The organism is Pseudomonas sp. ZL2 (assembly GCF_054788455.1).
The window spans coordinates 104,198-126,074 of the sequence record NZ_JBGOGX010000017.1 but is presented as its reverse complement, the minus strand read 5'-3'; the positions used below and the strand labels follow the sequence as shown (position 1 = coordinate 126,074).

General features: G+C 62.3%; 24 protein-coding genes. 14 read left to right on the top strand and 10 right to left on the bottom strand.

The features are described from left to right. Positions 1-163: 163 nt before the first annotated feature. Both rhtA and ABM562_RS14615 read left to right on the top strand, forming a co-directional pair. On the top strand, positions 164-1,051 hold the full coding sequence (gene rhtA / locus ABM562_RS14620) for a threonine/homoserine exporter RhtA (RefSeq protein ID WP_258578990.1): 888 nt from the start codon (positions 164-166) through the stop codon (positions 1,049-1,051). Between the two features lie 184 nt (positions 1,052-1,235). Continuing rightward, positions 1,236-1,517, top strand: a complete 282-nt coding sequence (locus ABM562_RS14615; protein WP_115087856.1) for a hypothetical protein — start codon at positions 1,236-1,238, stop codon at positions 1,515-1,517. A 63-nt stretch (positions 1,518-1,580) separates the two neighbouring features. On the opposite strand, the gene ABM562_RS14610 is transcribed toward ABM562_RS14615, so the two are convergent. Continuing rightward, complete coding sequence (locus tag ABM562_RS14610; RefSeq protein WP_460422430.1) at positions 1,581-3,392, bottom strand: aminopeptidase P family protein; 1,812 nt, start codon at positions 3,390-3,392, stop codon at positions 1,581-1,583. A 56-nt stretch (positions 3,393-3,448) separates the two neighbouring features. Further along, complete coding sequence (locus ABM562_RS14605; protein ID WP_460422428.1) at positions 3,449-4,609, bottom strand: cysteine desulfurase family protein; 1,161 nt, start codon at positions 4,607-4,609, stop codon at positions 3,449-3,451. A gap of 343 nt (positions 4,610-4,952) precedes the next feature. Between ABM562_RS14605 and ABM562_RS14600 the strand changes: the two genes are divergently transcribed. After that, positions 4,953-6,062 carry a DUF3182 family protein gene (locus ABM562_RS14600; protein ID WP_258578987.1) on the top strand — a complete coding sequence of 370 codons (1,110 nt, stop codon included), beginning with the start codon at positions 4,953-4,955 and terminating at the stop codon, positions 6,060-6,062. Then, entirely contained in the window at positions 6,049-6,819 is a 771-nt protein-coding gene (locus ABM562_RS14595) for an alpha/beta hydrolase family protein (RefSeq protein WP_115087860.1), read from the top strand. Before ABM562_RS14600 ends, ABM562_RS14595 begins: the two co-directional genes overlap by 14 nt. Here ABM562_RS14595 and ABM562_RS14590 read toward each other — a convergent pair. After that, on the bottom strand, positions 6,802-7,179 hold the full coding sequence (locus ABM562_RS14590; RefSeq protein WP_115088493.1) for an antibiotic biosynthesis monooxygenase: 378 nt from the start codon (positions 7,177-7,179) through the stop codon (positions 6,802-6,804). The two genes, ABM562_RS14595 and ABM562_RS14590, sit on opposite strands and share 18 nt — an antisense overlap. An 88-nt stretch (positions 7,180-7,267) precedes the next feature. Here ABM562_RS14590 and soxR point away from each other — a divergent pair, with 88 nt between their 5' ends. Next, positions 7,268-7,732, top strand: a complete 465-nt coding sequence (gene soxR, locus ABM562_RS14585) for a redox-sensitive transcriptional activator SoxR (protein ID WP_134063432.1) — start codon at positions 7,268-7,270, stop codon at positions 7,730-7,732. Here soxR and ABM562_RS14580 read toward each other — a convergent pair. Further along, entirely contained in the window at positions 7,729-9,153 is a 1,425-nt protein-coding gene (locus ABM562_RS14580) for an FAD/NAD(P)-binding protein (RefSeq protein ID WP_233674495.1), read from the bottom strand. The two genes, soxR and ABM562_RS14580, sit on opposite strands and share 4 nt — an antisense overlap. Before the next feature lie 78 nt (positions 9,154-9,231). Beyond that, positions 9,232-10,212: a GlxA family transcriptional regulator gene (locus ABM562_RS14575; RefSeq protein ID WP_115087863.1), complete on the bottom strand. Its 981-nt coding sequence runs from the start codon at positions 10,210-10,212 to the stop codon at positions 9,232-9,234. A gap of 107 nt (positions 10,213-10,319) precedes the next feature. Here ABM562_RS14575 and ABM562_RS14570 point away from each other — a divergent pair, with 107 nt between their 5' ends. Then, positions 10,320-10,877, top strand: coding sequence for a cysteine hydrolase family protein (locus tag ABM562_RS14570; protein ID WP_346616604.1), 558 nt, complete (start codon positions 10,320-10,322; stop codon positions 10,875-10,877). Between the two features lie 21 nt (positions 10,878-10,898). On the opposite strand, the gene ABM562_RS14565 is transcribed toward ABM562_RS14570, so the two are convergent. Further along, positions 10,899-11,462 carry a helix-turn-helix domain-containing protein gene (locus ABM562_RS14565; RefSeq protein WP_115087865.1) on the bottom strand — a complete coding sequence of 188 codons (564 nt, stop codon included), beginning with the start codon at positions 11,460-11,462 and terminating at the stop codon, positions 10,899-10,901. A gap of 84 nt (positions 11,463-11,546) precedes the next feature. On the opposite strand from ABM562_RS14565, the gene ABM562_RS14560 reads away from it, so the two are divergent. The 7 genes from ABM562_RS14560 (at position 11,547) to ABM562_RS14530 (ending at position 18,707) form a co-directional block, all read left to right on the top strand. Next, positions 11,547-12,494 (top strand): DMT family transporter, encoded by a 948-nt coding sequence (locus ABM562_RS14560; protein WP_460422424.1) that lies wholly within the window; start codon positions 11,547-11,549, stop codon positions 12,492-12,494. A 149-nt stretch (positions 12,495-12,643) separates the two neighbouring features. Continuing rightward, positions 12,644-15,559, top strand: coding sequence for a monovalent cation/H+ antiporter subunit A (locus ABM562_RS14555; protein ID WP_115087867.1), 2,916 nt, complete (start codon positions 12,644-12,646; stop codon positions 15,557-15,559). Continuing rightward, the gene (locus ABM562_RS14550) at positions 15,559-15,903 is read left to right on the top strand and encodes a Na+/H+ antiporter subunit C (RefSeq protein ID WP_010224297.1); all 345 of its coding nucleotides are present in this window, start codon (positions 15,559-15,561) and stop codon (positions 15,901-15,903) included. Before ABM562_RS14555 ends, ABM562_RS14550 begins: the two co-directional genes overlap by 1 nt. Then, entirely contained in the window at positions 15,900-17,585 is a 1,686-nt protein-coding gene (locus ABM562_RS14545; RefSeq protein ID WP_460422422.1) for a monovalent cation/H+ antiporter subunit D, read from the top strand. Before ABM562_RS14550 ends, ABM562_RS14545 begins: the two co-directional genes overlap by 4 nt. After that, positions 17,582-18,070, top strand: a complete 489-nt coding sequence (locus ABM562_RS14540; RefSeq protein WP_115087869.1) for a Na+/H+ antiporter subunit E — start codon at positions 17,582-17,584, stop codon at positions 18,068-18,070. The genes ABM562_RS14545 and ABM562_RS14540 overlap by 4 nt, the downstream gene beginning before the upstream one ends. Further along, a complete protein-coding gene (locus tag ABM562_RS14535) occupies positions 18,067-18,345 on the top strand; it encodes a K+/H+ antiporter subunit F (protein WP_010224304.1) in 279 nt (92 codons plus the stop codon). Before ABM562_RS14540 ends, ABM562_RS14535 begins: the two co-directional genes overlap by 4 nt. Next, positions 18,342-18,707: a Na+/H+ antiporter subunit G gene (locus ABM562_RS14530; RefSeq protein WP_115087870.1), complete on the top strand. Its 366-nt coding sequence runs from the start codon at positions 18,342-18,344 to the stop codon at positions 18,705-18,707. Before ABM562_RS14535 ends, ABM562_RS14530 begins: the two co-directional genes overlap by 4 nt. A 2-nt stretch (positions 18,708-18,709) precedes the next feature. Here the strand turns inward: ABM562_RS14530 and ABM562_RS14525 are convergent, their stop codons facing one another. Further along, positions 18,710-18,916 carry a hypothetical protein gene (locus tag ABM562_RS14525; RefSeq protein ID WP_115087871.1) on the bottom strand — a complete coding sequence of 69 codons (207 nt, stop codon included), beginning with the start codon at positions 18,914-18,916 and terminating at the stop codon, positions 18,710-18,712. Continuing rightward, the gene (locus tag ABM562_RS14520; protein ID WP_115087872.1) at positions 18,913-19,383 is read right to left on the bottom strand and encodes a hypothetical protein; all 471 of its coding nucleotides are present in this window, start codon (positions 19,381-19,383) and stop codon (positions 18,913-18,915) included. Before ABM562_RS14520 ends, ABM562_RS14525 begins: the two co-directional genes overlap by 4 nt. A gap of 319 nt (positions 19,384-19,702) precedes the next feature. On the opposite strand from ABM562_RS14520, the gene ABM562_RS14515 reads away from it, so the two are divergent. Next, positions 19,703-19,912, top strand: a complete 210-nt coding sequence (locus ABM562_RS14515; protein WP_115087873.1) for a hypothetical protein — start codon at positions 19,703-19,705, stop codon at positions 19,910-19,912. Positions 19,913-19,925: 13 nt separating this feature from the next. Here the strand turns inward: ABM562_RS14515 and ABM562_RS14510 are convergent, their stop codons facing one another. Then, the gene (locus ABM562_RS14510; protein ID WP_115087874.1) at positions 19,926-20,141 is read right to left on the bottom strand and encodes a hypothetical protein; all 216 of its coding nucleotides are present in this window, start codon (positions 20,139-20,141) and stop codon (positions 19,926-19,928) included. A 115-nt stretch (positions 20,142-20,256) separates the two neighbouring features. Further along, positions 20,257-21,477 carry a methyl-accepting chemotaxis protein gene (locus tag ABM562_RS14505; protein ID WP_460422434.1) on the bottom strand — a complete coding sequence of 407 codons (1,221 nt, stop codon included), beginning with the start codon at positions 21,475-21,477 and terminating at the stop codon, positions 20,257-20,259. Positions 21,478-21,877 lie beyond the last annotated feature (400 nt).

Below are 21,877 nucleotides of genomic sequence, written 5' to 3'. Positions count from 1 at the left end.
GCGCCGGAAGTGGGGCGAATTATAGAGAGATTAAATCGGGCGTCAAGGGTTAATTTAAAAAACCCCCAACAAAAGAATAATGCGCAGTATATTGCTCATTTTTTGGCCTTTGCGCATCATAGGCTGCTCGTGCTTCTTCTTATATAAGGAATGCCCTCCCGCAATGAACAGCCACCCCCGCAGCCTGGCCGCCACCCTCTTCCCTATTGGCTTGCTGCTGATCGCCATGGCCTCAATCCAGTCCGGTGCCTCCCTGGCCAAGAGCATGTTCCCTGTCGTGGGCGCGCAAGGCACCACCACCCTGCGACTGATCTTCGCCAGCATCATCATGCTGTTGCTGCTGCGCCCCTGGCGCGCCAAGCTCAGCGCCAGCACGCTTCGCACCGTGATCATCTACGGCATGGCCCTGGGCGGGATGAACTTCCTCTTCTATATGTCGCTGCAGACCGTGCCCTTGGGGATTGCCGTAGCCCTGGAGTTCACCGGACCGCTGGCAGTTGCCTTGTATGCCTCGCGACGGGCCGTGGATTTTCTCTGGATCGGCCTTGCGGTCATTGGCTTGCTGCTGCTGATCCCGATTGGCCAGACCAGCGCCGGCATCGACCTGGTAGGCGCCAGCTATGCACTAGGTGCCGGCGTGTGCTGGGCGCTGTACATTCTATATGGGCAGAAAGCCGGCGCCGAGAACGGTATCCAGACCGCCGCCCTGGGGGTGATGATCGCTGCCCTGTTCGTAGCGCCAATTGGCATTGTCCATGCTGGCAGCGCACTGCTTACTCCCGCACTGCTGCCTATCGCACTGGGCGTGGCCATACTCTCCACTGCCCTGCCCTACAGCCTGGAAATGGTGGCACTCACACGCATGCCTGCACGCACCTTTGGCACACTGATGAGTATCGAACCTGCGTTCGGTGCACTTTCAGGTTTGCTGTTCCTGGGTGAAGTACTGACGGTGGCGCAATGGCTGGCTATCGCTGCAATCATCACCGCTTCAGTGGGTGCCACCCTGTCGCTGCGCAAGGAAAGCCCGGCATTGGTTGCTGCCGACTGATTTGAGAAATATTTGCATTTAAATAGACACTGGTCATTGTGCCGGGCATCCGCCATCTTTAAGCTGTAACCCAACGTCAACCTTGAAGATATCTAATTGACAAGACAGGGACGCGAACAAGCATCGGGAAGACGCAAAGGAAATTAGACACGGGCGACAGACCCGGTACGCATTAAGGACAGGAATGAAACGAATTTTGCTCATCCTAGCCATTTTGGCCATCGCTGGATGTGCGGCGACGGCGAAGACTGAAGTCAAACGCGGCAAGAAGGGCCTGCATATCAATTGCTCCGGCCTTTCATCTTCCTGGGACAATTGCTACACCAAGGCTGCGGCCTCATGTGGCAGCAAGGGTTACAAAGTGATTGCCCGCTCGGGGGATGCCGACGCCGAGCCTGGTGACTACCCCTTCGGCCTCAATCCGGCCGGCTACACCAGCCGCAGCATGATCGTCATCTGCAAGTAATGTATCCCACCAAAAAGGGCGACCCAACGGCCGCCCTTTTTTGCTGCTGTTTGAATACCGGGTTCAAATGGCTGCGGTTCGCCCCTGCAACCATTCCAGCCCAGCGCCTTCCAGCAACGGCGCCAGGCGCTCCCTGACCTGGGCATGATAACCATTGAGCCAGTCGCGCTCTTCGCTGGTCAGCCGTTCAGGCAGCAGGCAACGGGTATCGATCGGGCACAGGGTCAGGGTTTCAAACTCGAGAAAATCGCCAAACGCGCTCGTGCCCACCTCGCGATTGAACACCAGGTTCTCGATACGTACCCCCCACTCGCCCGGGCGATAGGTACCCGGCTCGATCGACGTAATCATCCCCTCCTGCATGGCTGTCTGAGGTGCCGCCGCCGCTTGGTAGGCAATCACCTGCGGTCCTTCATGCACGTTCATAAAGTAACCGACCCCGTGCCCGGTACCATGACCATAGTCGACCTGGTCCGCCCAGATGGGCGCCCGGGCAATGGCATCCAGCAATGGCGACGGGATGCCCCGCGGAAAGCGTGCCCGCGACAAGGCAATAACCCCTTTGAGCACTCGCGTGCAGTCCTGCTTCTGAGCAGTACTGGGGTTACCAATGGGGACCATGCGGGTAATGTCGGTGGTGCCCCCCAGGTATTGACCACCAGAGTCGATCAGCAGCAAGCCATTACCTTCGATACGGGCATGAGACTCCTCCGTGGCGCGGTAATGCGGCATGGCGCCATTGGCATTGAAGGCAGCGATGGTCGAAAAACTCAGCGAGACAAAACCTGGACGACGCGCACGCGCGGCACTCAGCTGCTCGTCAACGGTCAGTTCGGTGATTGACTCGGCTCGCTCTTGCGCAGCTTCCAACCAGGCAAAAAACTCGCACAGCGCCGCACCATCCTGCTCCATGGCCTTGCGAATGTGCCCAAGATCAGCTTTGCTTTTTTGCGATTTCGACAGCGTAGTCGGGTTCAGTCCTTCAATCAGGCGCACATCCCTGTCGGTATTCGCCAGCAAGCCACTCGTCACCCGAGCAGGATCAACCAGCAATGTCTGGTCAGCTGGAATAGCCGCCAGCGCCTGGGCGACCTCTGCATAATCACGTAACGTGATGCCATCGACTTCGAGCACACTGCGCAAATGGGCATCGATCTTGTTCAAGTCCATGAACAACGTGGCTTGATCCTGGCAGATCAAGGCAAAGGATACGAACACCGGATTATAGGAAACGTCGCTACCGCGCAGGTTGAACAACCAGGCAATGTCGTCCAGGGTGGCGATGAAATGCCAGTCGGCACCGCGGGCGCGCAGCGTCTCGCGCAAGTTGGCCAGTTTCTGCGCGCGGCTGACCGTGGCCTCGGGCGGCAGATGCTGATACACCGGGTTGTTCGGTAGTGGCGGCCGGTCGTCCCATACCTGGGCCAGAAGATCCTTCTCAGTCAGCAATCGAACGTTGCGAGCCTTGAGGCGCTCGCCTAGCTGACGTGCCGAGGCCAGAGCCATTACCGCTCCATCCACGGCCACCACCCCACCTTGCGGGGCCTGATCGGCCAGCCAGTCCAGCGGACCGGGCTTGCCCGGCTGCAGCTTCACCAGCTCAATGGTGCTGCCTGCCAGTTCCTTTTCCGCCTGCTCCCAGTAGCGGCTGTCAGCCCAGAGGCCGGCGAAATCGGCGGTAACGATCAAGGTACCGACCGACCCGTGAAAACCGGACAACCATTGCCTGGCCTGCCAGTACCCCGGCAGGTACTCGGAAAGGTGAGGATCGGCCGACGGGACCAACAAGGCGTCGACGCCCTCACGTTGCATCACTTCACGAATACGTGCCAGGCGCGTATTCACCGCTCCCTGCGTTGAAGACTGAGTGTTCATGCTGACTCCTGCTACCACGGCATCCATTGTTCTTGGCGCAGATAATGGAACAGCCTTCAGCCATGGGCAACCGCCCAGAAAGGTTGCGACTGTAACGAGGTCTTTATTGCCCGCACCGCCTGGTCGATATCCTGCGCCTTGGTATAGCGACCCAGGCTCAGGCGAATGGTCTGCCTCGCGGCTTGCGGCTCAAGTCCAAGCGCCAGCAGCACGTGAGAAGCAGCATTGGCCGCGGAGTTGCAGGCGGAAGTGGAAGAAAATGCCAGCGACTGCGCAAGCTGGGAAAAGTCGGGGTGATCGGCGCTGAACGTGAGGCTGAGCGTGTGCGCGATTCGCTGCCCGGCACTGCCATTAAGGCGCACTCCCGGCAACTGCAGCAATTGATCCAGCAACTGCTGTTGCAGTTGGCGGATGCGTGCAGTTTCTTCCACGAGCAGCGCCTGGGCCACGGCAAACGCCTCGCCCATGCCAACGATCTGGTGGGTGGCCAGGGTGCCGGAGCGCAAACCGCCCTCATGGCCACCGCCATGGATCTGCGCCTGCAGCAGCGGTTTGGCGCGCTCGCCGACATACAAGGCGCCGATGCCTTTTGGACCATAAACTTTGTGCGCGGAAAAGGACATCAGGTCGACCGCCCAGCGGCCCAGGTCGATCGGTAATTTGCCCGCACCCTGGGCCGCATCCACGTGCAGCAGTGCGCCATGCTGGCGAACCACCTCAGCCAACGCCGGGATATCGTTGACGGTCCCCAGTTCATTGTTCACCAGCATCAGCGAAACCAGGAAGGTGTCTTCACGCAGGGCACTGCGTAGCGCCTCGGGGGTGATCAGCCCTTGGTCGTCGGGCGCCAGCAAGGTCAGGGTGAAGCCGTTGTGCTCAAGCTGGCGAGCCGTGTCGAGCACTGCCTTGTGTTCGATCTGGCTGGTGATGATGTGACCACCCTGGCGCCCCTGGGCGAGGCCTTTGAGCGCCAGGTTGTTCGACTCGGTGGCCCCCGACGTCCAGATGATCTGTTCGGCTCGGGCGCCGACAAGCCCGGCGACCTGGTCCCGCGCCCGCTCCACGGCTGCCCGGGCGCTCTGCCCGTAACAGTGGGAGCTTGACGCCGGGTTGCCGAAATTACCCGAGGCGCCCAGACACTTGACCATGGCCTGGATAACTCGCTCGTCGACCGGTGTCGTGGCGGCGTAGTCGAAATACAGCGGAAGATTGTTCATGACAGCAGGCTCTCTGGTTGTCGTCGCCTTGCAAAGTAGGCGCTTCCTAAATCCATGTAGGTAAAGTGCCACGCCATATTGCACCAGCCACCAATAGAACTATAAATTATCAATTTATATATTTATATAACCAAAATACCATCCACTAATCAGCCCTACTGAACTTCTACCGCTTACGGACTTCACAATCAGTACAGTCCTACCCGGGAGAAAACGCCATGCCACAAGGAAGCAACGTCAGGGACGCCCGCAGCAAAGACATCGTTGGCCACTCGAAAATGCGCAAGCACGAACTGATCGACGCACTCAAGAAAGCCTCCTGAACCACGCAGAGGATCTGCCCATGCTCCGATCGACCGACCGCAAGCAAGGCGTGGTGCTGCTGGACACACGTCAAAGCACACCCGAGCACGAACACAGCGTGCACCTGAAGCTCGCCCAACGGCTGGCGAAGTTGTTCCACACCGAGGTGGTTACGCCTGCCCAGCCACCAACGGCGAAGGAGAATTTCTATTACCTGCCCACCGAAACCCTGATCGGCGCCGAGCGCTACCGGGCAATGGGTATCGCGGCGCACACCGACCTGTTTGGCGGCTTGGTCAGCCAGCCGTACATGGCGACCAAGGCCATCTCCCATCCGCTGCCCGCCGATGCACGCTTTCCGCTGGGCTGGACCGATGACTTCGCCCGCCTGGCCAGCGATGCGCTGTTGCGAGGCTATAGCGTTTTCAGCCTGGAGGATGCGATTCGTGCCGCCGGGCTGCTGCTGCGAGAGGGACCGCTGCGCCTCAAGCCCGTACGCGCAACTGCGGGCCGTGGGCAAACGGTGATCGACAGCATCAAAGGACTGGAGCAAGCGCTTGGCACCATGGACGAACAGGAACTCGCGCTCTGGGGCCTGACCCTGGAAGAGAACCTGAGCGAGGTGCAGACCTTCAGCGTCGGCCAGGTCCTGGTGGCGGGAATATTGTGCAGCTACTACGGCACCCAGCAACTGACCCGTGACCACCAGGGCGAGGAGATCTACGGCGGTTCCGATCTGGTACTGGTGCGCGGGGACTACGACGTATTGCTGCAGTTGGAACTCGAAGATCACCTTCGCCTGGCCATCACCCAGGCAAGAACCTACGAGCAGGCAGCGCTGCAAGCCTTCCCCGGCTTTATCGCCTCACGGCGCAACTATGACGTCGCCCGCGGCCTGAACAGCCAGGGCAAGCTGCGCAGCGGCGTGCTCGAACAATCCTGGCGCATCGGCGGCGCCAGCAGTGCCGAGGTACTGGCATTGCAAGCTTTCGCCGACGACCCGGCTTTGAGGCGTGTGCGCGCCTCCACCCACGAAGCCTTCGACGCGCCTGAGCTGCCCGCCGATGCCACGATTTTTTATCAGGGGGACGACAGTGAAATCGGACGAGTCTGCAAATACGCACGGATCCGCGACTATGACCATCCATAGCGAAGGGATCGAGATTCCGGTTGATGGCGAAAGTATTGCCGGGACCATTGTCAGCCCCGGTGCCAAGGTTCCCGGAATCCTCTTTGTTCATGGCTGGGGTGGGAGCCAGCAGCGTGACCTGGCCAGGGCCAAGCAGATCACCGGCCTGGGATGCGTATGCATGACCTTCGACCTGCGTGGCCACGAGAAGACCGAAAGCCAGCGCCTGAGCGTTACCCGCGAGCAGAACCTCGCCGACCTGGTCGCCGCCTACGACCGGCTGGTCAGTCACCCGGCGGTCGACACCAGCGCCATTGCCCTGATCGGCAGCAGCTACGGCGGCTACCTGGCGACGCTGCTGACAGCGTTGCGACCGGTCAAATGGCTGGCGTTACGAGTGCCGGCGCTGTACTGGGACGATGAATGGAACCTGCCCAAGCAAGCGCTCGACCGTCAACGCCTGACCGACTACCGTCAACGCCCCCTCGGCCCGGGGGACAACCGGGCACTGGGCGCCTGCGCCGAGTTTGCCGGTGACGTGCTGCTGGTGGAGTCGGAGCAGGATGACTTCGTGCCGCACAGTACCTTGATGAGCTATCGCTCGGCTTTCGTCAGCGCCCATTCGCTGACCCACAGGATCGTTGACGGCGCCGATCATGCGCTGTCCAGTGACCGCTGCCAGAAAGCCTACAGCTCCATTCTCAGTGCCTGGATCAGTGAAATGGTCATCGGCGCACGGCTTGACCGCTACCCGCACCATTCACCCTGGTATTCCTGAGGTCATCGGCAACTGGCAGTGCAGCCCGTGCTCCGCCGTCCGGGCCAGGCTGCTGAGCGTCTGGAAGGTGTTGAAGTTCACGCCCCTGGCCTGATGCTGACGAATCAGCTGCAGGAACGGCTCCTGCTCGAAGCTGCTGACAGCTGCCTCCCAGGCCGCCCGCGATTGCCATTGCAAATACTGCAGGACCCGACTGCCATCGTCGCTGGCCTGGATGCTGGCTGCGACCAGACCATTGTGCTGCTCGGCCAGGTGCTCGCTGCGCGCCACCAGCGCCTGGGCCAGCGCGCGTTGCCGGGCTGGCGCGACTTCGAACTCGATCATCTGGGTAAAACACAGGCTGTTGTCTGAAACCAGCATGAACATGCTCCCTCTGCCATTGCACTTGCGGTGTGATGGCTGGCAGGGTAAAACCTCAAGTTAACTAGAGGTCAAGAGATATTGTGTCATGCCCGATTCAGCTCAGAGCGTACTCAGCGTGGGTCAGTTGGCGGCGCGCAGCGGCGTAGCCGTGACCGCCCTGCACTTCTACGAGAGCAAGGGTTTGATTCACAGCACCCGCAGCGCCGGCAACCAGCGCCGCTACCCACGCGACACCCTGCGGCGGGTGGCAGTGATCAAGATGGCGCAACGCCTGGGGATTCCCCTGGCAACCATTCATGCCGCGCTGCAGACGCTACCGGTAGGTCGTGCACCCAGCGTGAAGGACTGGCAACGGCTGTCAGAGCAATGGCGCCAGGACCTGACCCGGCGCATCGATAAACTCTTGGTATTGCGTGACCAGCTCGACAGCTGTATCGGTTGTGGTTGCATGTCGCTGCAAAGCTGCCCGTTGCGCAACTGTGATGATCAACTCGGCGAGCAGGGCCCGGGCCCGCAATTGCTCGAGCCCGGCCCCGAATACCACGACTAGTCGCCATACCCAACCAGGCGTTGGGCCAGTGCCTTGGCCTGCAAAGCGACATCGGTCACTGCCGTACTTTCCCACCACAGACCACGCAAGGGTGGGCCCATGGCAAACAGGCGCCGACTGTAGCGGCCCTCGGCATCCTGCACGGCTCCCTGCGCATCCGCGGCGATGCCCAGTGCCAGGGGCCCTGGCTGGATCAGCCGGCGTTGCAGCAGGTTCTGCGGCAAAGGCCGGGCAACCCGGCGCCAATCGTACTCAATACCGGTGGAATTGATCAGGGCGGCAGCGCTGATCCGCTCGACCTGCGTTTGCCCGCGAAAGCGCAGCCTTACCACTGGCTGCCCGTCGGCGCTGGTTTCCACACCCTGCAACGACGCCGCATGAATGCGCAATCGCCCTTGTTCGACCAGTCGCGCCAACAACGCCGCACCCTGCGGCGGCGAACGATGATGATGGCTTTCCCACCAGGGCCGGAGATGACGCACGAATTGGCGCTTGTGACGCTCGCTGGCCTGGCTCCAGAGCCTGGCGATATGCACGCGCACGGTATCCAGCGGCGCCTGCCAGTCGATGCCCTGCTGCCCGGCCGCCTGGCATTGCGCACGCAAGGCCCGCAGCAGTTGCAACGGACTGCACAGTGACAGGTCAGCCGCCAGGAAATCTTCCCACGCGGGCGGTTGACGGCGCACCTGCGGCAGCAGGCCGTGGCGGGAAAACACCTCGATCGGCCCGCGATGCCCGGCTGCCTGCAACGACACCACGGCATCGACCATGGTCAGCCCGGAACCGATGATGAGCACCCGGCCGTGCGCATCGATCGCCTGCATGGCCGGTATGTTCCAAGGGTCGACTGATGCCGTGTTCAGCGCATTGTCGCTGACCTGGGCGGTACGCGCAGCGGCAAACATGCCGGTGGCCAGAACAGCCCTGGTTGCGCGTAAAGTACGGCCATCCGCCAGGCTGACATCGACGCCCTGATCGTCCACCGCCAGATCAACGGCCTGGTCCTGGACATGCTCAAGGCAGGAGCCCTGTCGCGCACCCACCGCCTGCGCTTCGGCCAAACGCTGGCGCGCATACACGCCAAACAGCCCGCGTGGCGGAAACAGCTCGGCAACGGGCACCTGCTGCCCGGCTGATTCTGGCCAACCACCCGCTGCAATATGCTGGCCCAGCCATGTGGTCAGGTCGTCGGCATTGTCCGGGTCGACACTCATCCGTGCCGCGTTGCCATTGAGGGTATGCCCCAGGTGCGTGGCGCTATAGGCTTCACCACGGCCTAGGTCGCTGCGCGGCTCGACGATCAGCAGGCGGCGTTGCCCCGGTTGACGCAACAGCTGGGCTGCCAGCAGGGCACCGCTCAAGCCACCGCCAATGATCAGCACATCAGCCGCCGGGTTCTCGGGTTGTTCAGGGGCACTCATGGCGTTCTCCGTCTTGTTTGCTACGGATAATAAGCAGCAAGACGCGCAAAGCGCAGCCCGACCGGTACCAAAGTAGGATCAGCCCGCCCGGGTCGCGAGGCGTCGCCGGTAGTCGCTGGGGGCAAGCCCGGTCACCTTGAAGAACACCTTGCGAAAGGCACCTGGGTCCTGGTAACCGACACCCCAGGCAATCTGATCGATGCTGCGATTGGTGAACTCAAGCATCCGGCAGGCCCGCCCCACTCTGACCTGCTGGCAGTATTCGGTGGGCTTGAGACCGGTGGCACTGCGAAAGCGACGCAGGAAAGTACGCTGCTCAAGGCCGGCGCAATCGGCCATGGCCGTCAGCGAAACGTCACGCGCACCGCTGCCCTGCAGCCAGTGCTGAACCTTCAGCACCGCCTCGTCGCCATGGTCCAGCCGTGGGCTGAAGACGCTGCCGGGCTGTTGCCCGCCGCTGACCCGTTCGACCGCGAGAAACCGCGCGGTCTCCGCCGCCAGCGTCTCGCCCAGGTAACGCTCGACCAGCTTGAGCCCCAGATCGGTCCAGGCCATCAACCCGGCCGAGGTAATGATGTCGCCGTCGTCGAGCAGCGGCAGGTTGGCTTCGACCTGAACCTGCGGAAAACGCTCGGCCAGTGATTGCGCGAAATTCCAGTGAGTGGTCGCCGGGCGCCCATCGAGCAGGCCGCTGGCGGCGATGAAGAACACCCCGACGCAGACCGACACCAGCAACGCACCGTCACCATGCCATTGGCGCAGGTTGGCGCGGTAGCGTTCCAGCAATTCGGGCGAAGGGGCCTGGGTCAGGCTCGGCGGGATAATCATGGCGCGCACTTGATGACCCGTGCCGGGGTGCGTGTCGAACGTTACCTGCAATTGCCGATCAGGCGTCTCGCTCCAATGGCAAACGCGCAACTGTGGCCGCTCCAACGCCCCCAGCTCATGGCGCAGGCGATTGGCCACGGCAAACAGGTCGGTCAGGCCATGGACTGCGGCCAGTTGCGCGCCGGGATAGACCAGCACGCCAATTTCCAGAGTGTCCTGCGCCGTTGCCATTGTCAGTTTTTCCCGCCAATTTGTCGTTCGCGCCAATCCGCAAGCGCATCGCTCAAGCCTATAACTATCACCACGCCACAACCACTCCCCAGCATGAGGCTTTTGAGATGAGCAAACAGGCACTGATCGTCATCGACATCCAGAACGATTACTTCCCCGGCGGCAAATGGACCCTGGACGGCGCCGATGCGGCGGCTGACAACGCCGCCAGCATCCTTGACGCCGCCCGCACCCGCGGCGACCTGGTGGTACATGTGCGCCACGAGTTCGAATCCAGTGATGCACCGTTCTTCACCCCTGGCTCCGAGGGTGCGCAGATTCACCCCAAGGCGACTAACCGCGCAGGTGAGCCAGTGGTGCTCAAGCACAAGGTCAATGCGTTTTTGGGAACCGAGCTCAAGCATCTGCTGGATGACGGGCAAATCAGCAACGTCACGGTGATCGGCAGCATGAGCCACATGTGTATCGATGCCGTCAGCCGCGCTGCCGCCGATTACGGTTATGGCGTCACCGTGGTTCACGACGCCTGCGCCACCCGCGCCCTGGAATTCAACGGCGTCACGGTACCGGCGGCGCAGGTGCATGCGGCCTATATGGCGTCGCTGGCCTTCGCTTACGCCCAGGTGATTTCCACCCAGGAATACTTGACCGACGCCAGCCGCTGAAGGCAGTGACCTGCCTCGTGCTCAGATCACCACATTGCGCACGAAGCGGGTCGCCACTTCGCCGTCATTGCGGTAGGCGTAGCGGCGGTTGCTGGCAAAGGAGAAGAACTCGCCGGCATTGAGCAGGTGTTTTTGCCCCTCGACTTCCAGGCTCAGGCAACCTTCGAATACGAACAACTGCTCGCTCCAGCCATCGGCATCAGCCTCGCAGGGGTAGACCTCGCCGGGTTCGAGGCGCCACTCCCACAGCTCCACCTCGCGGGTGGCAGCGGAACTGGCCAGCAGCACGGCCTTGCTGCCGGGATGCACACCGGTCCAGGCCAGCTCGTTGATCCGGCTCGGGTCGCGGTTGTCCGGCGCCTTGATCAGGTCACTGAAGGCAACCTCCAGAGCTTCGGCGATCCGGTCGAGGGTGGTCAGGCTGACATTCTTTTCGCCGGCCTCGATGGCCACCAGCATCCGCCGGCTGACCCCGGACCTTTCCGCCAGGGCACTCTGGCTCAGCTCGGCGGCATGACGCAGGTGGCGAATGTTCTGGCTGACGTGCTGAAGCACCGACGCGCGTTGACTGGAATCTTTGTGCACTATATTGCTCATCAATAGGGGTTGCGCAGTATACTGCCCACTTTCACCGCAATTGTGCGTCGACCCTCTTCCGTGTGCAAGGCCATGACCCCAACGAACGCTGCTGAACGCCCTTCCGTTTCCTTCCGGCTGAGCAAGGCCGAACTGGTGCTGGTGTTTATTACCGTGCTCTGGGGCGGCACCTTTTTGCTGGTGCACAACGTGATGACGGTCAGCGGGCCGATGTTTTTCGTCGGCCTGCGCTTTGCCGCCGCAGCGCTGTTTGTCGGCCTGGTCTCGGCCCGTTCGTTGCCCGGCCTGACCGCCACGGAGCTCAAGGCCGGGGTGTTGATCGGCGTGTCGATCATGCTCGGCTACGGCCTGCAGACCGTTGGCCTGCAAACCATCAGCAGCAGCCAGTCGGCGTTCATCACCGCTTTGTACGTGCCCTTCGTGCCCTTGCTGCAATGGCTGGTACTGGGCCGCCGCCCGGGCCTGATGCCAAGCCTGGGCATTGGCCTGGCATTCGCCGGCCTGATGCTGCTGGCCGGCCCTGGCGGTGGTTCGCTGCAGTTCAGCCCCGGCGAAATCGCCACCCTGATCAGTGCCGTGGCCATCGCTGCGGAAATCATCCTGATCAGTCGCTATGCCGGTCAGGTCGATGTGCGTCGGGTCACGGTGGTGCAACTGGCCACCGCTTCGGCGCTGTCGTTCATGATGGTGGTACCGACCCAGGAGCGCCTGCCGGACTTTTCCTGGCTGTTGCTGTTCAGTGCCGTGGGCCTGGGGGCGATGAGCGCGGTGATCCAGGTGGCGATGAACTGGGCACAGAAATCGGTCTCGCCGACCCGCGCCACCCTGATCTACGCCGGTGAGCCGGTATGGGCCGGCATCGTCGGGCGCATCGCTGGCGAACGCCTGCCGGGCGTGGCCTTGCTCGGCGGTTTGCTGATCGTCATCGCCGTGGTGGTCAGCGAACTGAAGTTTCGCCGCCGTAGTGAAGAGCAGACGTCGCTGGAGGTTGACGCCGAAGAACGTGAAGCGGGCCTCTGATCGGCAAATGCCGTCTATTCTTTGAAAAAAACTGTTATAAAAAAAAGGATTTATACAGCGCTCTTGTAGGATTCTGCGACAGCTTGCGGGTTGGTGATCGACCAGTCGCCACGTATGATCCCTTACAAACTCCTGCAGATTAGAAATCTATGTCCTTGATAGTGCTACTGCTTCTGCCGTTTGTCGGCAGCTGCCTGGCGGCTGTCTTGCCGCACAACGCACGCAACAGCGAATCGCTGCTGGCCGGACTGGTCGCCCTGGTGGGCACCGTTCAGGTCGCTTTGATGTACCCGCAGATCGCCCATGGCGGCGTGATCCGTGAAGAATTCCTGTGGCTGCCGAGCCTGGGCCTGAACCTGGTCCTGCGCATGGACGGCTTCGCCTGGCTGTTCTCTTTATTGGTGCTGGGCATCGGCACCCTGGTGTCGCTGTATGCGCGCTACTACATGTCCCCGCAAGACCCGGTGCCGCGCTTCTTTGCCTTCTTCCTGGCGTTCATGGGCGCCATGCTCGGCCTGGTGATCTCCGGCAACCTGATCCAGATAGTGTTCTTCTGGGAACTGACCAGCCTGTTCTCGTTCCTGCTGATCGGCTACTGGCACCACCGCGCCGATGCCCGACGCGGTGCCTACATGGCCCTGATGGTTACCGGAGCGGGTGGGCTATGCCTGCTGGCGGGGGTATTGCTGCTCGGCCATGTGGTCGGCAGCTACGACCTGGACAAGGTCCTCGCTGCCGGTGAGCAGATTCGCAACCATGCCCTGTATCCCGTCCTGTTACCCCTGATCCTGCTTGGCGCGTTGAGCAAAAGCGCGCAGTTCCCTTTCCACTTCTGGCTGCCCCATGCAATGGCGGCGCCTACTCCGGTTTCGGCTTACCTGCACTCGGCGACCATGGTCAAGGCCGGGGTGTTCCTGCTGGCGCGACTATGGCCATCGCTCTCCGGCACCGAAGAATGGTTCTGGATCGTCAGCGGCGCCGGCGCCGCCACCCTGGTGCTCGGTGCCTTCGCGGCGATGTTCCAGAACGACCTCAAGGGCCTGCTGGCCTACTCGACCATCAGCCACCTGGGCCTGATTACCCTGCTGCTGGGCCTGAACAGCCCGCTGGCAGCGGTCGCGGCGGTCTTTCACATCCTCAACCACGCCACCTTCAAGGCCTCGCTGTTCATGGCCGCGGGGATCATCGACCACGAAAGCGGCACCCGTGACATTCGCCGTCTCAGCGGTCTGTTCCGGCTCATACCCTTCACCGCAACCCTGGCCATGGTGGCCAGCGCCTCGATGGCCGGGGTACCGTTGATGAACGGCTTCCTGTCCAAAGAGATGTTCTTCGCCGAAACCGTGTTCATCAGCTCCACCGCCTGGGTCGAAGCGGCCTTGCCGGTCATTGCCACCCTTGCCGGTACCTTCAGCGTCGCCTATGCGTTGCGCTTTACCGTCGATGTGTTCTTCGGCCCGCCGGCCACCGACCTGCCGCATACGCCTCACGAACCGCCGCGCTGGATGCGCGCACCGGTCGAGTTGCTGGTAATGACCTGCCTGGTGGTCGGCATCTTCCCGGCGCAATCGGTCGGCCCGCTGCTGGCCGCCGCCGCATTGCCGGTGGTGGGCGGCACCCTGCCCGAGTACAGCCTGGCGATCTGGCACGGCTGGAACGCCCCGCTGATCATGAGCCTGATCGCCATGAGCGGTGGCATCGTGCTCTATCTGCTGTTGCGCAATCAGCTCAAGCTCGGGCGTTTCCCGTCGCCGCCGCTGATCGAGCGATTCAATGGCAAGCGCCTGTTCGAGCACGGCCAGGTGCTGATCATGCGCACCGCCCGGCGCGTCGAGCGGATATTCACCACCCGCCGCCTGCAGAAGCAGTTGTTCATGCTGGTGCTGATCGCCCTGCTGGCCGGCCTGCTGCCGATGCTGCACAGTGGCCTGACCTGGGGTGACCGGCCGAAGATTCCCGGTTCCGGGGTGTTCGTCATGCTCTGGCTGATCGCCATTGCCTGCGCCCTGGGCGCTGCCTGGCAGGCCAAGTATCACCGGCTGGCGGCCCTGACCATGGTCAGTGTTTGCGGCCTGATGACCTGCATCACCTTCGTCTGGTTCTCGGCGCCGGACCTGGCCCTGACCCAACTGGTGGTCGAGGTGGTCACTACGGTACTGATTTTGCTCGGTCTGCGTTGGCTGCCACGGCGGATCGAGGGCGTCTCGCCGCTGCCGGGCACCCAGGAACGCGCCCGCCTGCGCCGCCTGCGCGACCTGCTGCTGGCGGTCGGCGTGGGTGGCGGCATGGCGCTGCTGTCCTATGCCATGCTGACCCGCCCGACCCCCAACGACATCTCCTCGTTCTACCTGAGCCGGGCCTTGCCTGAAGGTGGCGGCAGCAACGTGGTCAACGTCATGCTGGTGGACTTCCGCGGCTTCGATACCCTGGGCGAGATCACCGTGCTGGTGGCCGTGGCCCTGGCGGTGTTTGCCCTGCTGCGGCGCTTCCGTCCGCCCAAGGAGAGCATGCAGCTGCCGGCCCAGCAGCGCCTGCTGGCACCTGACGTAGTCACCGACCTGGTCAACCCGCGCCACGCGGCTGATACCGCGCTGGGCTTCATGATGGTGCCGGCGGCACTGGTGCGCCTGCTGCTGCCGATCGCCCTGGTGGTGTCGATGTACCTGTTCATGCGCGGCCACAACCAGCCAGGCGGCGGCTTCGTTGCCGGGCTGGTGATGTCGGTGGCGTTCATCCTTCAGTACATGGTGGCCGGCACCCAGTGGGTCGAGGCACAGATGAGCCTGCGGCCTCTGCGCTGGATGGGCACCGGCCTGCTCTGCGCCACCCTGACCGGGGTCGGGGCGATGCTGCTGGGCTACCCGTTCCTGACCACCCATACCGCGCACCTGCACTTGCCGTTGCTGGGTGACACCCACCTGGCCAGTGCGCTGTTCTTCGATATCGGCGTGTTCACCGTGGTGGTCGGCTCGACCCTGCTGATCCTCACCGCGCTGGCCCACCAGTCGGTGCGCGGTCATCGCCCGGGCAGCCAACAGAAACCCACTCAAGCAGGAGCCGCCTGATGGAAGAAGTCATTGCAATCGCCATTGGTGTGCTCGCCGCCTCCGGGGTCTGGCTGATCCTGCGGCCACGGACCTTCCAGGTGGTGATGGGCCTGTGCCTGCTGTCGTACGGGGTCAACCTGTTCATCTTCAGCATGGGCAGCCTGTTCATCGGCAAGGAGCCGATCATCAAGGACGGTGTGCCCCAGGACCTGCTCAACTACACCGATCCGCTGCCTCAGGCCCTGGTTCTCACCGCGATCGTCATCAGCTTCGCCATGACCGCGCTGTTCCTGGTGGTGCTGCTGGCCTCCCGCGGCCTGACCGGAACCGACCATGTCGATGGCCGGGAGCCTAACGAATGAGTTCGATGAACCAACTGATCGTCGCACCCATCCTGCTGCCGCTGCTGACCGCAGCGCTGATGCTGCTGCTCGGGGAAAAACGCCGGCCGCTCAAGGCGCGTATCAACCTGATCTCCAGCCTGCTCGGGCTGGGCATCGCCATCACCCTGCTGCTATGGGTGCAGTGCCAAGGGCAAGCCAGCTCGATTGGCGTGTACCTGCCCGGCAACTGGCCGGCGCCATTCGGTATCGTGCTGGTGGTCGACCGCCTTTCAGCCTTGATGCTGGTGCTGACCGGCATCGTCGGGGTCAGCGCCCTGGTGTTCGCCATGGCCCGTTGGGACCGCGCCGGCGCCAGCTTCCACGCCCTGTTCCAGATCCAGTTGATGGGCCTGTATGGCGCGTTTCTCACCGCCGACCTGTTCAACCTGTTCGTGTTCTTTGAAGTGCTGCTGGCTGCCTCCTACGGCCTGATCCTGCATGGCTCGGGGCGCGCACGGGTCAAGGCCGGCTTGCACTACATCGCCATCAACCTGCTGGCCTCGTCATTGTTCCTGATTGGCGCGGCGATGCTCTACGGCGTGACCGGCACCCTGAACATGGCTGACCTGGCCCTGAAAATCCCGTTGGTACCGGAGGCCGATCGCGGCCTGCTGCACGCCGGCGCGGCGATCCTGGCCACGGCATTCCTGGCCAAGGCCGGGATCTGGCCATTGAACTTCTGGCTGGTGCCGGCCTACTCCTCGGCCAGCGCACCGGTGGCCGCGCTGTTCGCGATCATGACCAAGGTCGGCTTCTACACCGTGCTGCGCCTGTGGACGTTGCTGTTCTCCGGCCAGGCCGGTGCTTCGGCGTTCTTTGGAGGCGATTGGTTGATCTATGGCGGCCTGGCCACCCTGGGTTGCGCAGCGGTGTCGATACTGGCGGCGCAGCGCCTGGAGCGCATGGCCAGCCTGAGCATCCTGGTCTCGGCCGGCACCCTGCTGGCGGCGATCGGCTTCGGCCAGGCAGCCCTGACCGCCGCGGCGCTGTTCTACCTGGTCAGCTCGACCCTGGCACTGTGTGCGCTGTTCCTGCTGGCCGAACTGATCGAACGTTCGCGCTCGGCCAACGAGATCCCCCTGGACGATGACGGCGACGGCCTGCCTTCGCCGGTAGAAACGCTGCACCCCCCCAAAGGCATCAACCTCGATGACGAGCAAAAGGCAGTGATCGGCCAGGTGATCCCCTGGACCATGGCCTTCCTGGGCTTGAGCTTCATCGCCTGCGCCCTGCTGATCATCGGCATGCCGCCGCTGTCGGGCTTTATCGGTAAACTCAGCCTGATCAGTGCGCTGTTCAACCCACAAGGCCTGGGCGTAACGCCGGAGCAGCCGCTGAGCGTCGAGGGCTGGATATTGGTGGCGTTGCTGGTGTTGTCCGGCATGGCCTCGCTGATTGCCCTGACCCGCGTTGGCATCCAGCGCTTCTGGACACCACAGGAACGCCCATCGCCGCTGCTGCGCCGTTATGAATGCATACCCATCGTGGCACTGTTGGGCTTGTGCGTCGTGCTCAGCCTGCGTGCCGAGCCATTGCTGCGTTACACCCAGGACACCGCTGCCAGCCTGCAGGACCCTGAGCAATACGTCAGCGCCGTGCTCGGCACCCGCCCCATCCCTGGACCAACCACCCTGGCTGCGAGTACCGAGGTGCAGCCATGAAGCGCTTGTTCCCCGCCCCACTACTGTCTCTGTCGCTGTGGTTGCTGTGGCTGGTGCTGAACCTGTCGGTCAGCCCCGGCAATCTGCTGCTGGGCGCCCTGCTGGGCTTCGTTGCGCCGCTGCTGATGGCGCCGCTGCGCCCCCTTCCGATCCGCATCCGCCGCCCGGGCACCATCGCGCGCCTGATCCTGCGGGTCGGCGCCGACGTGCTGGTGTCCAACCTGCAAGTTGCCCGCGGCGTATGGTCGGCCAAGCGCCGTCCGCCGCGCTCGCAGTTCGTGCATATCCCCCTGGAACTGCGCGATGCCCACGGCCTGGCCGCACTGTCGATGATCACCACGGTGATCCCTGGCACCATCTGGTCGGAATTGGCCCTGGACCGCAGCATCCTCTTGCTGCACGTGTTCGATCTGGACGATGAGACCCGGTTCATCGAGCACTTCAAGCACACCTATGAACGCCCGCTGATGGAGATCTTCGAATGACTGGCCTGCTTGCCAATGCCATTCTCGCCAGCCTGTTCATCTTCGCCCTGGCCATGGCCCTGACCCTGGTACGTCTGTTCCGTGGCCCTTCGGCCCAGGACCGGGTATTGGCGCTGGACTACCTGTATATCCTGGCCATGCTGATGATGCTGGTACTGGGCATCCGCTATGCCAGTGACACCTACTTCGAGGGGGCGCTACTGATCGCGCTGTTCGGCTTTGTCGGCTCCTTCGCCCTGGCCAAATTCCTCCTGCGTGGCGAGGTAATCGAATGATCAATGCCAATGAACTGCCGTTCTGGGTAGAGGTGCTGGTCGCCGTGTTGCTGCTGCTGAGCAGCCTGTTCGCCCTGAGCGGCGCCGTCGGCCTGATTCGCCTGAAGGACTTTTTTCAGCGCATGCATCCGCCAGCACTGGCCTCGACCCTGGGCGCCTGGTGCGTGGCACTGGCCTCGATCCTGTACTTCTCGATACTCAAGGAGTCACCGGTACTGCACGCCTGGCTGATTCCGATCCTGCTGTCGATCACCGTACCGGTCACCACCCTGCTGCTGGCCCGCGCGGCGCTGTTTCGCAAGCGCATGGCCGGTGATGAAGTACCTGAAGAAGTCAGCAGCGGGCGCGATCGCGGCAACTGAGATCAACCCGTGAGTTGTTGCAGCTCACGGCGGACCATGGCCGCATACTCGGGCGGGCTCAATTGATAAAGCTGGGTTGCGACCCAGTCGAACCAGGCGGCCTGCATCTGTGGGCGTTGCAATAGCCACTGCTCGGCCAGGGCCCGTGCTTGCGCCTGGTGCCGAACATGAAAGTCGGCACGACTGGAGCGTTCGACGGGCTCACTCACTCGCTGGCCTTGAAGGTGGTCAGCTCACCCTTCTGCCACTTGGCAACCTTGCGAGTCACGGCTTTGAGAGTCTTGCTCAGGCCTTCCTGCAGCTGCTCTTTCGCGGCAAACACCAGCACCACGCTCTGCCCTTCTTTAAAGACGATACCTTCGCCTTCAGGAACAGAAACAAAGGCATAGTCACCCAGGCCATACACGGTCAGCTTGATCTCACGAAAGCGGATTTCCAGCTTGCCACCTTCACGGCTGGGCAATACGGCGGCACGAAAATGATCGCCGACCTTGAGCTCCAGTCGCTGTTTGTCATCCACCACCAATGCGGTTTCAGTATCGATCTCGGCCATGTACAGGCCTTCCGCGCTCTGTTCAGTGACATAAACAAAACGCGTTTGAAACTGTTTGACCAGTTTCGCCCTGAGGTCGCCCAGCACAAACAGGGCATGTGTATCCAGATTGCTGACTGCCAATGAAGAATTCCTCAAATACCGATTACACGCCGCTCCCCCGGCAGGCAACAAGGCGCCCGCAAGGCAACGGTACTTCAATTCGAAGTCTGAAAGACTAGTGGATTGGTGCTTGAAAAGTCTGTGCAGACTGGCAAAGCAACGCGCAGGAATGGTTACCCATTACTGCAGGCTTAAGCCAGTTTGCCAATTTTCAGCTAATTTCCTTAAACGGAGACGCTTTTTCTGACAGCACTATCGCAACAAAAGTGCGATAGATGAGATCAAGCCCTTCAGCAGGACGGGCTCCTGGAAATCATCCACAACACACAGGGAAGCGAATATGCACGAAAACACCGAATTCCGTCGAGAGCCTAAGGGCGTTTCCTACATAGAATATGCTGCTCAATCGTTCAACAGGCCACCGCGCTTTGTCGTAATACCGGCCGGTATCGGGTTCTTTCATATCACCGAACAGGCCACCGGGCGGGTCAGGGGCTTTCGCCGTGAGCATACCGAAGCCTGTGCCCTGGCCCGTCACCTGGAAAACTGACTCAGGCCCAGGTTCAACCGGCCTGACGCGCAGCGCCGGGCCGGTCGGTGTCCCGCAACTGCTCCAGCCAGGCTGCACGACACTCCTGGGCCTCAGTGCGGCTGGCAAAAGCAGTGCCACGTCGCTCGCCATTAACCAGCACTACCCAGCACACGCGCTTGCCCAATGCCTGAAGCGACGCAGGCACGCCGCTGCCGATCATCACCGCAACATCGACTTGGCTATTCATCATTCCCTCCGGAATTTATTAGCAACCTAACGATGTGAGCATGATAGAACCTGCGTGCCTGCAGAAAAAGCTATCCCCGGCATAGCTGTTTTACATCGGCGGTAACAAAGCCCCGTTAATCCGCTTGCGGCCGATAGCCCAGGCGCAAACCACCCCAATGCCGTCCCTGCACCTGGATCGGCACCGACAAGTCGTGCATCAGCTCGCCGGTGTCGCGGGTATAGGTTTGCAACAAGACCGCCTGTTGATGACTACCGCAACGAATGCCGGTGCGATCATCAAACTTGCGCTTGCTGCGGTTGTGCGCGGTGTCCACCACCGGGTCCCCGGTCAACGGCTGATTGAAGGCATTGTTGTGAGTAGGCACATAGCCTTGCTGGGTGCAGGCAATGGCGAACACCAGGCCTTCATGAGGCTTGAGCAGCGGCTCCTGGATCGCTGGCAGGACCTGGTCGGTGTACTGGTCGAAGCGCGTGCGGAAACGTACCGGTGAAGTGCCTGGCAGTTGCTGGTAATGGCGGTCGAACAAGTCTTCAAGGCTGATACGGCCTTGGGCGATATCGTGCTCGAACTGTTCGGCGATCTGCTGTGCGCCTTGGCGGGCCAGGTCATAAACGCGCTGGTGATAGTCATCCAGGCCGACCTCGGCCAGGCGCTCGCTGATGCTTTCGGCCTGCCCTTCCAGCTGCACGGCTGCCTGGGCCAGGCGCTGGGTTTGCTGGTCGCTGACCTGCAGGTCGCTGCGCATCCGGGCCACCGCCTCGAACAGGCTGTCCAGTTGCACCCGATTGGTTTCGGTGCCCTCGGCAATCTCGCCAATCTGCTGCTCGACCCCGGCGGCCAGCCCGGCAATGCTGTCCAGTTGTTCCCCGGTATGCTCGACCTGATCCACGCCGCTGTGCAGGTCATCCGACAGCTCGCGGATCTGCTCGACCACCTGCGCCGTACGGTGCTGGATGTCGGCAACCATCTGGCCGACCTCCTCAGTGGCGCTGGCGGTGCGCCCGGCAAGGCCACGCACCTCATCGGCAACCACGGCAAAACCTCGACCGTGATCACCGGCCCTGGCTGCCTCGATCGCAGCGTTGAGGGCCAGCAGGTTGGTCTGGCTGGCGATGGTCTGGATTACCAGAGTGACCCGGGCAATATCCTCGCTGCGCTGGTGCAGAGCCTCGATCAATTCGCGACTGGCCGTAGCCCGCGAACTCAGGTGGTGCATGCGCTGGATCGACTCCGCCAGCACCGTACGGCCGGCGGCGCTGCTTTCATGGGCGCTGCGGGCAGCCACCAGGGCTTGCTGGCTCAACTGCGAGGTAGCCTTCTCGGTGCCGATCATTACTTCGGCGCTGCTGACGATCTGTGCTGCCGCGCTCAGTTGCGATTGCAGCTTGTCTGCCAGTTGCTGCACCGAAAACGCCACGCCGGCTGCCGACAAGGCGTTGTGGCTGGTGGTTCGTGACAGGTCGCGAGTCAGCTCGGCCAGCGGATCACTGGTCACCTGCGGGGCAACCGTGGCCTTGCGCAGGCGTGGTAACCACAGCGCCAGCAAGGCCAGAGGCAGGCCGATGTAAAACGAAAGCCCGGCAAAAGCCATGGCCGCCAGCAACCCCGCCAGTACCAGGCTCTGCAACACCGTGTCTGACCAGGGCGCGACGCTGGACGACGCAGTTTGCCCTTCAATCACGGCGCCAGGCAGAGATCCTTCTCGCATCATGTTTTGGCTCCATCGCAGCACG

Coding starts and splice junctions, on each gene's coding strand:
- ABM562_RS14545 (WP_460422422.1), top strand. CDS start 15,900: ATGAGTTCGATGAACCAACTGATCGTCGCACCCATCCTGCTGCCGCTG.
- ABM562_RS14560 (WP_460422424.1), top strand. CDS start 11,547: ATGACCCCAACGAACGCTGCTGAACGCCCTTCCGTTTCCTTCCGGCTG.
- soxR (WP_134063432.1), top strand. CDS start 7,268: ATGCCCGATTCAGCTCAGAGCGTACTCAGCGTGGGTCAGTTGGCGGCG.
- ABM562_RS14510 (WP_115087874.1), bottom strand. CDS start 20,141: ATGAATAGCCAAGTCGATGTTGCGGTGATGATCGGCAGCGGCGTGCCT.
- ABM562_RS14530 (WP_115087870.1), top strand. CDS start 18,342: ATGATCAATGCCAATGAACTGCCGTTCTGGGTAGAGGTGCTGGTCGCC.
- ABM562_RS14590 (WP_115088493.1), bottom strand. CDS start 7,179: ATGCTGGTTTCAGACAACAGCCTGTGTTTTACCCAGATGATCGAGTTC.
- ABM562_RS14515 (WP_115087873.1), top strand. CDS start 19,703: ATGCACGAAAACACCGAATTCCGTCGAGAGCCTAAGGGCGTTTCCTAC.
- ABM562_RS14535 (WP_010224304.1), top strand. CDS start 18,067: ATGACTGGCCTGCTTGCCAATGCCATTCTCGCCAGCCTGTTCATCTTC.
- ABM562_RS14575 (WP_115087863.1), bottom strand. CDS start 10,212: ATGGCAACGGCGCAGGACACTCTGGAAATTGGCGTGCTGGTCTATCCC.
- rhtA (WP_258578990.1), top strand. CDS start 164: ATGAACAGCCACCCCCGCAGCCTGGCCGCCACCCTCTTCCCTATTGGC.
- ABM562_RS14605 (WP_460422428.1), bottom strand. CDS start 4,609: ATGAACAATCTTCCGCTGTATTTCGACTACGCCGCCACGACACCGGTC.
- ABM562_RS14555 (WP_115087867.1), top strand. CDS start 12,644: ATGTCCTTGATAGTGCTACTGCTTCTGCCGTTTGTCGGCAGCTGCCTG.
- ABM562_RS14610 (WP_460422430.1), bottom strand. CDS start 3,392: ATGAACACTCAGTCTTCAACGCAGGGAGCGGTGAATACGCGCCTGGCA.
- ABM562_RS14595 (WP_115087860.1), top strand. CDS start 6,049: ATGACCATCCATAGCGAAGGGATCGAGATTCCGGTTGATGGCGAAAGT.
- ABM562_RS14540 (WP_115087869.1), top strand. CDS start 17,582: ATGAAGCGCTTGTTCCCCGCCCCACTACTGTCTCTGTCGCTGTGGTTG.
- ABM562_RS14615 (WP_115087856.1), top strand. CDS start 1,236: ATGAAACGAATTTTGCTCATCCTAGCCATTTTGGCCATCGCTGGATGT.
- ABM562_RS14505 (WP_460422434.1), bottom strand. CDS start 21,477: ATGATCGGCACCGAGAAGGCTACCTCGCAGTTGAGCCAGCAAGCCCTG.
- ABM562_RS14550 (WP_010224297.1), top strand. CDS start 15,559: ATGGAAGAAGTCATTGCAATCGCCATTGGTGTGCTCGCCGCCTCCGGG.
- ABM562_RS14570 (WP_346616604.1), top strand. CDS start 10,320: ATGAGCAAACAGGCACTGATCGTCATCGACATCCAGAACGATTACTTC.
- ABM562_RS14600 (WP_258578987.1), top strand. CDS start 4,953: ATGCTCCGATCGACCGACCGCAAGCAAGGCGTGGTGCTGCTGGACACA.
- ABM562_RS14580 (WP_233674495.1), bottom strand. CDS start 9,153: ATGAGTGCCCCTGAACAACCCGAGAACCCGGCGGCTGATGTGCTGATC.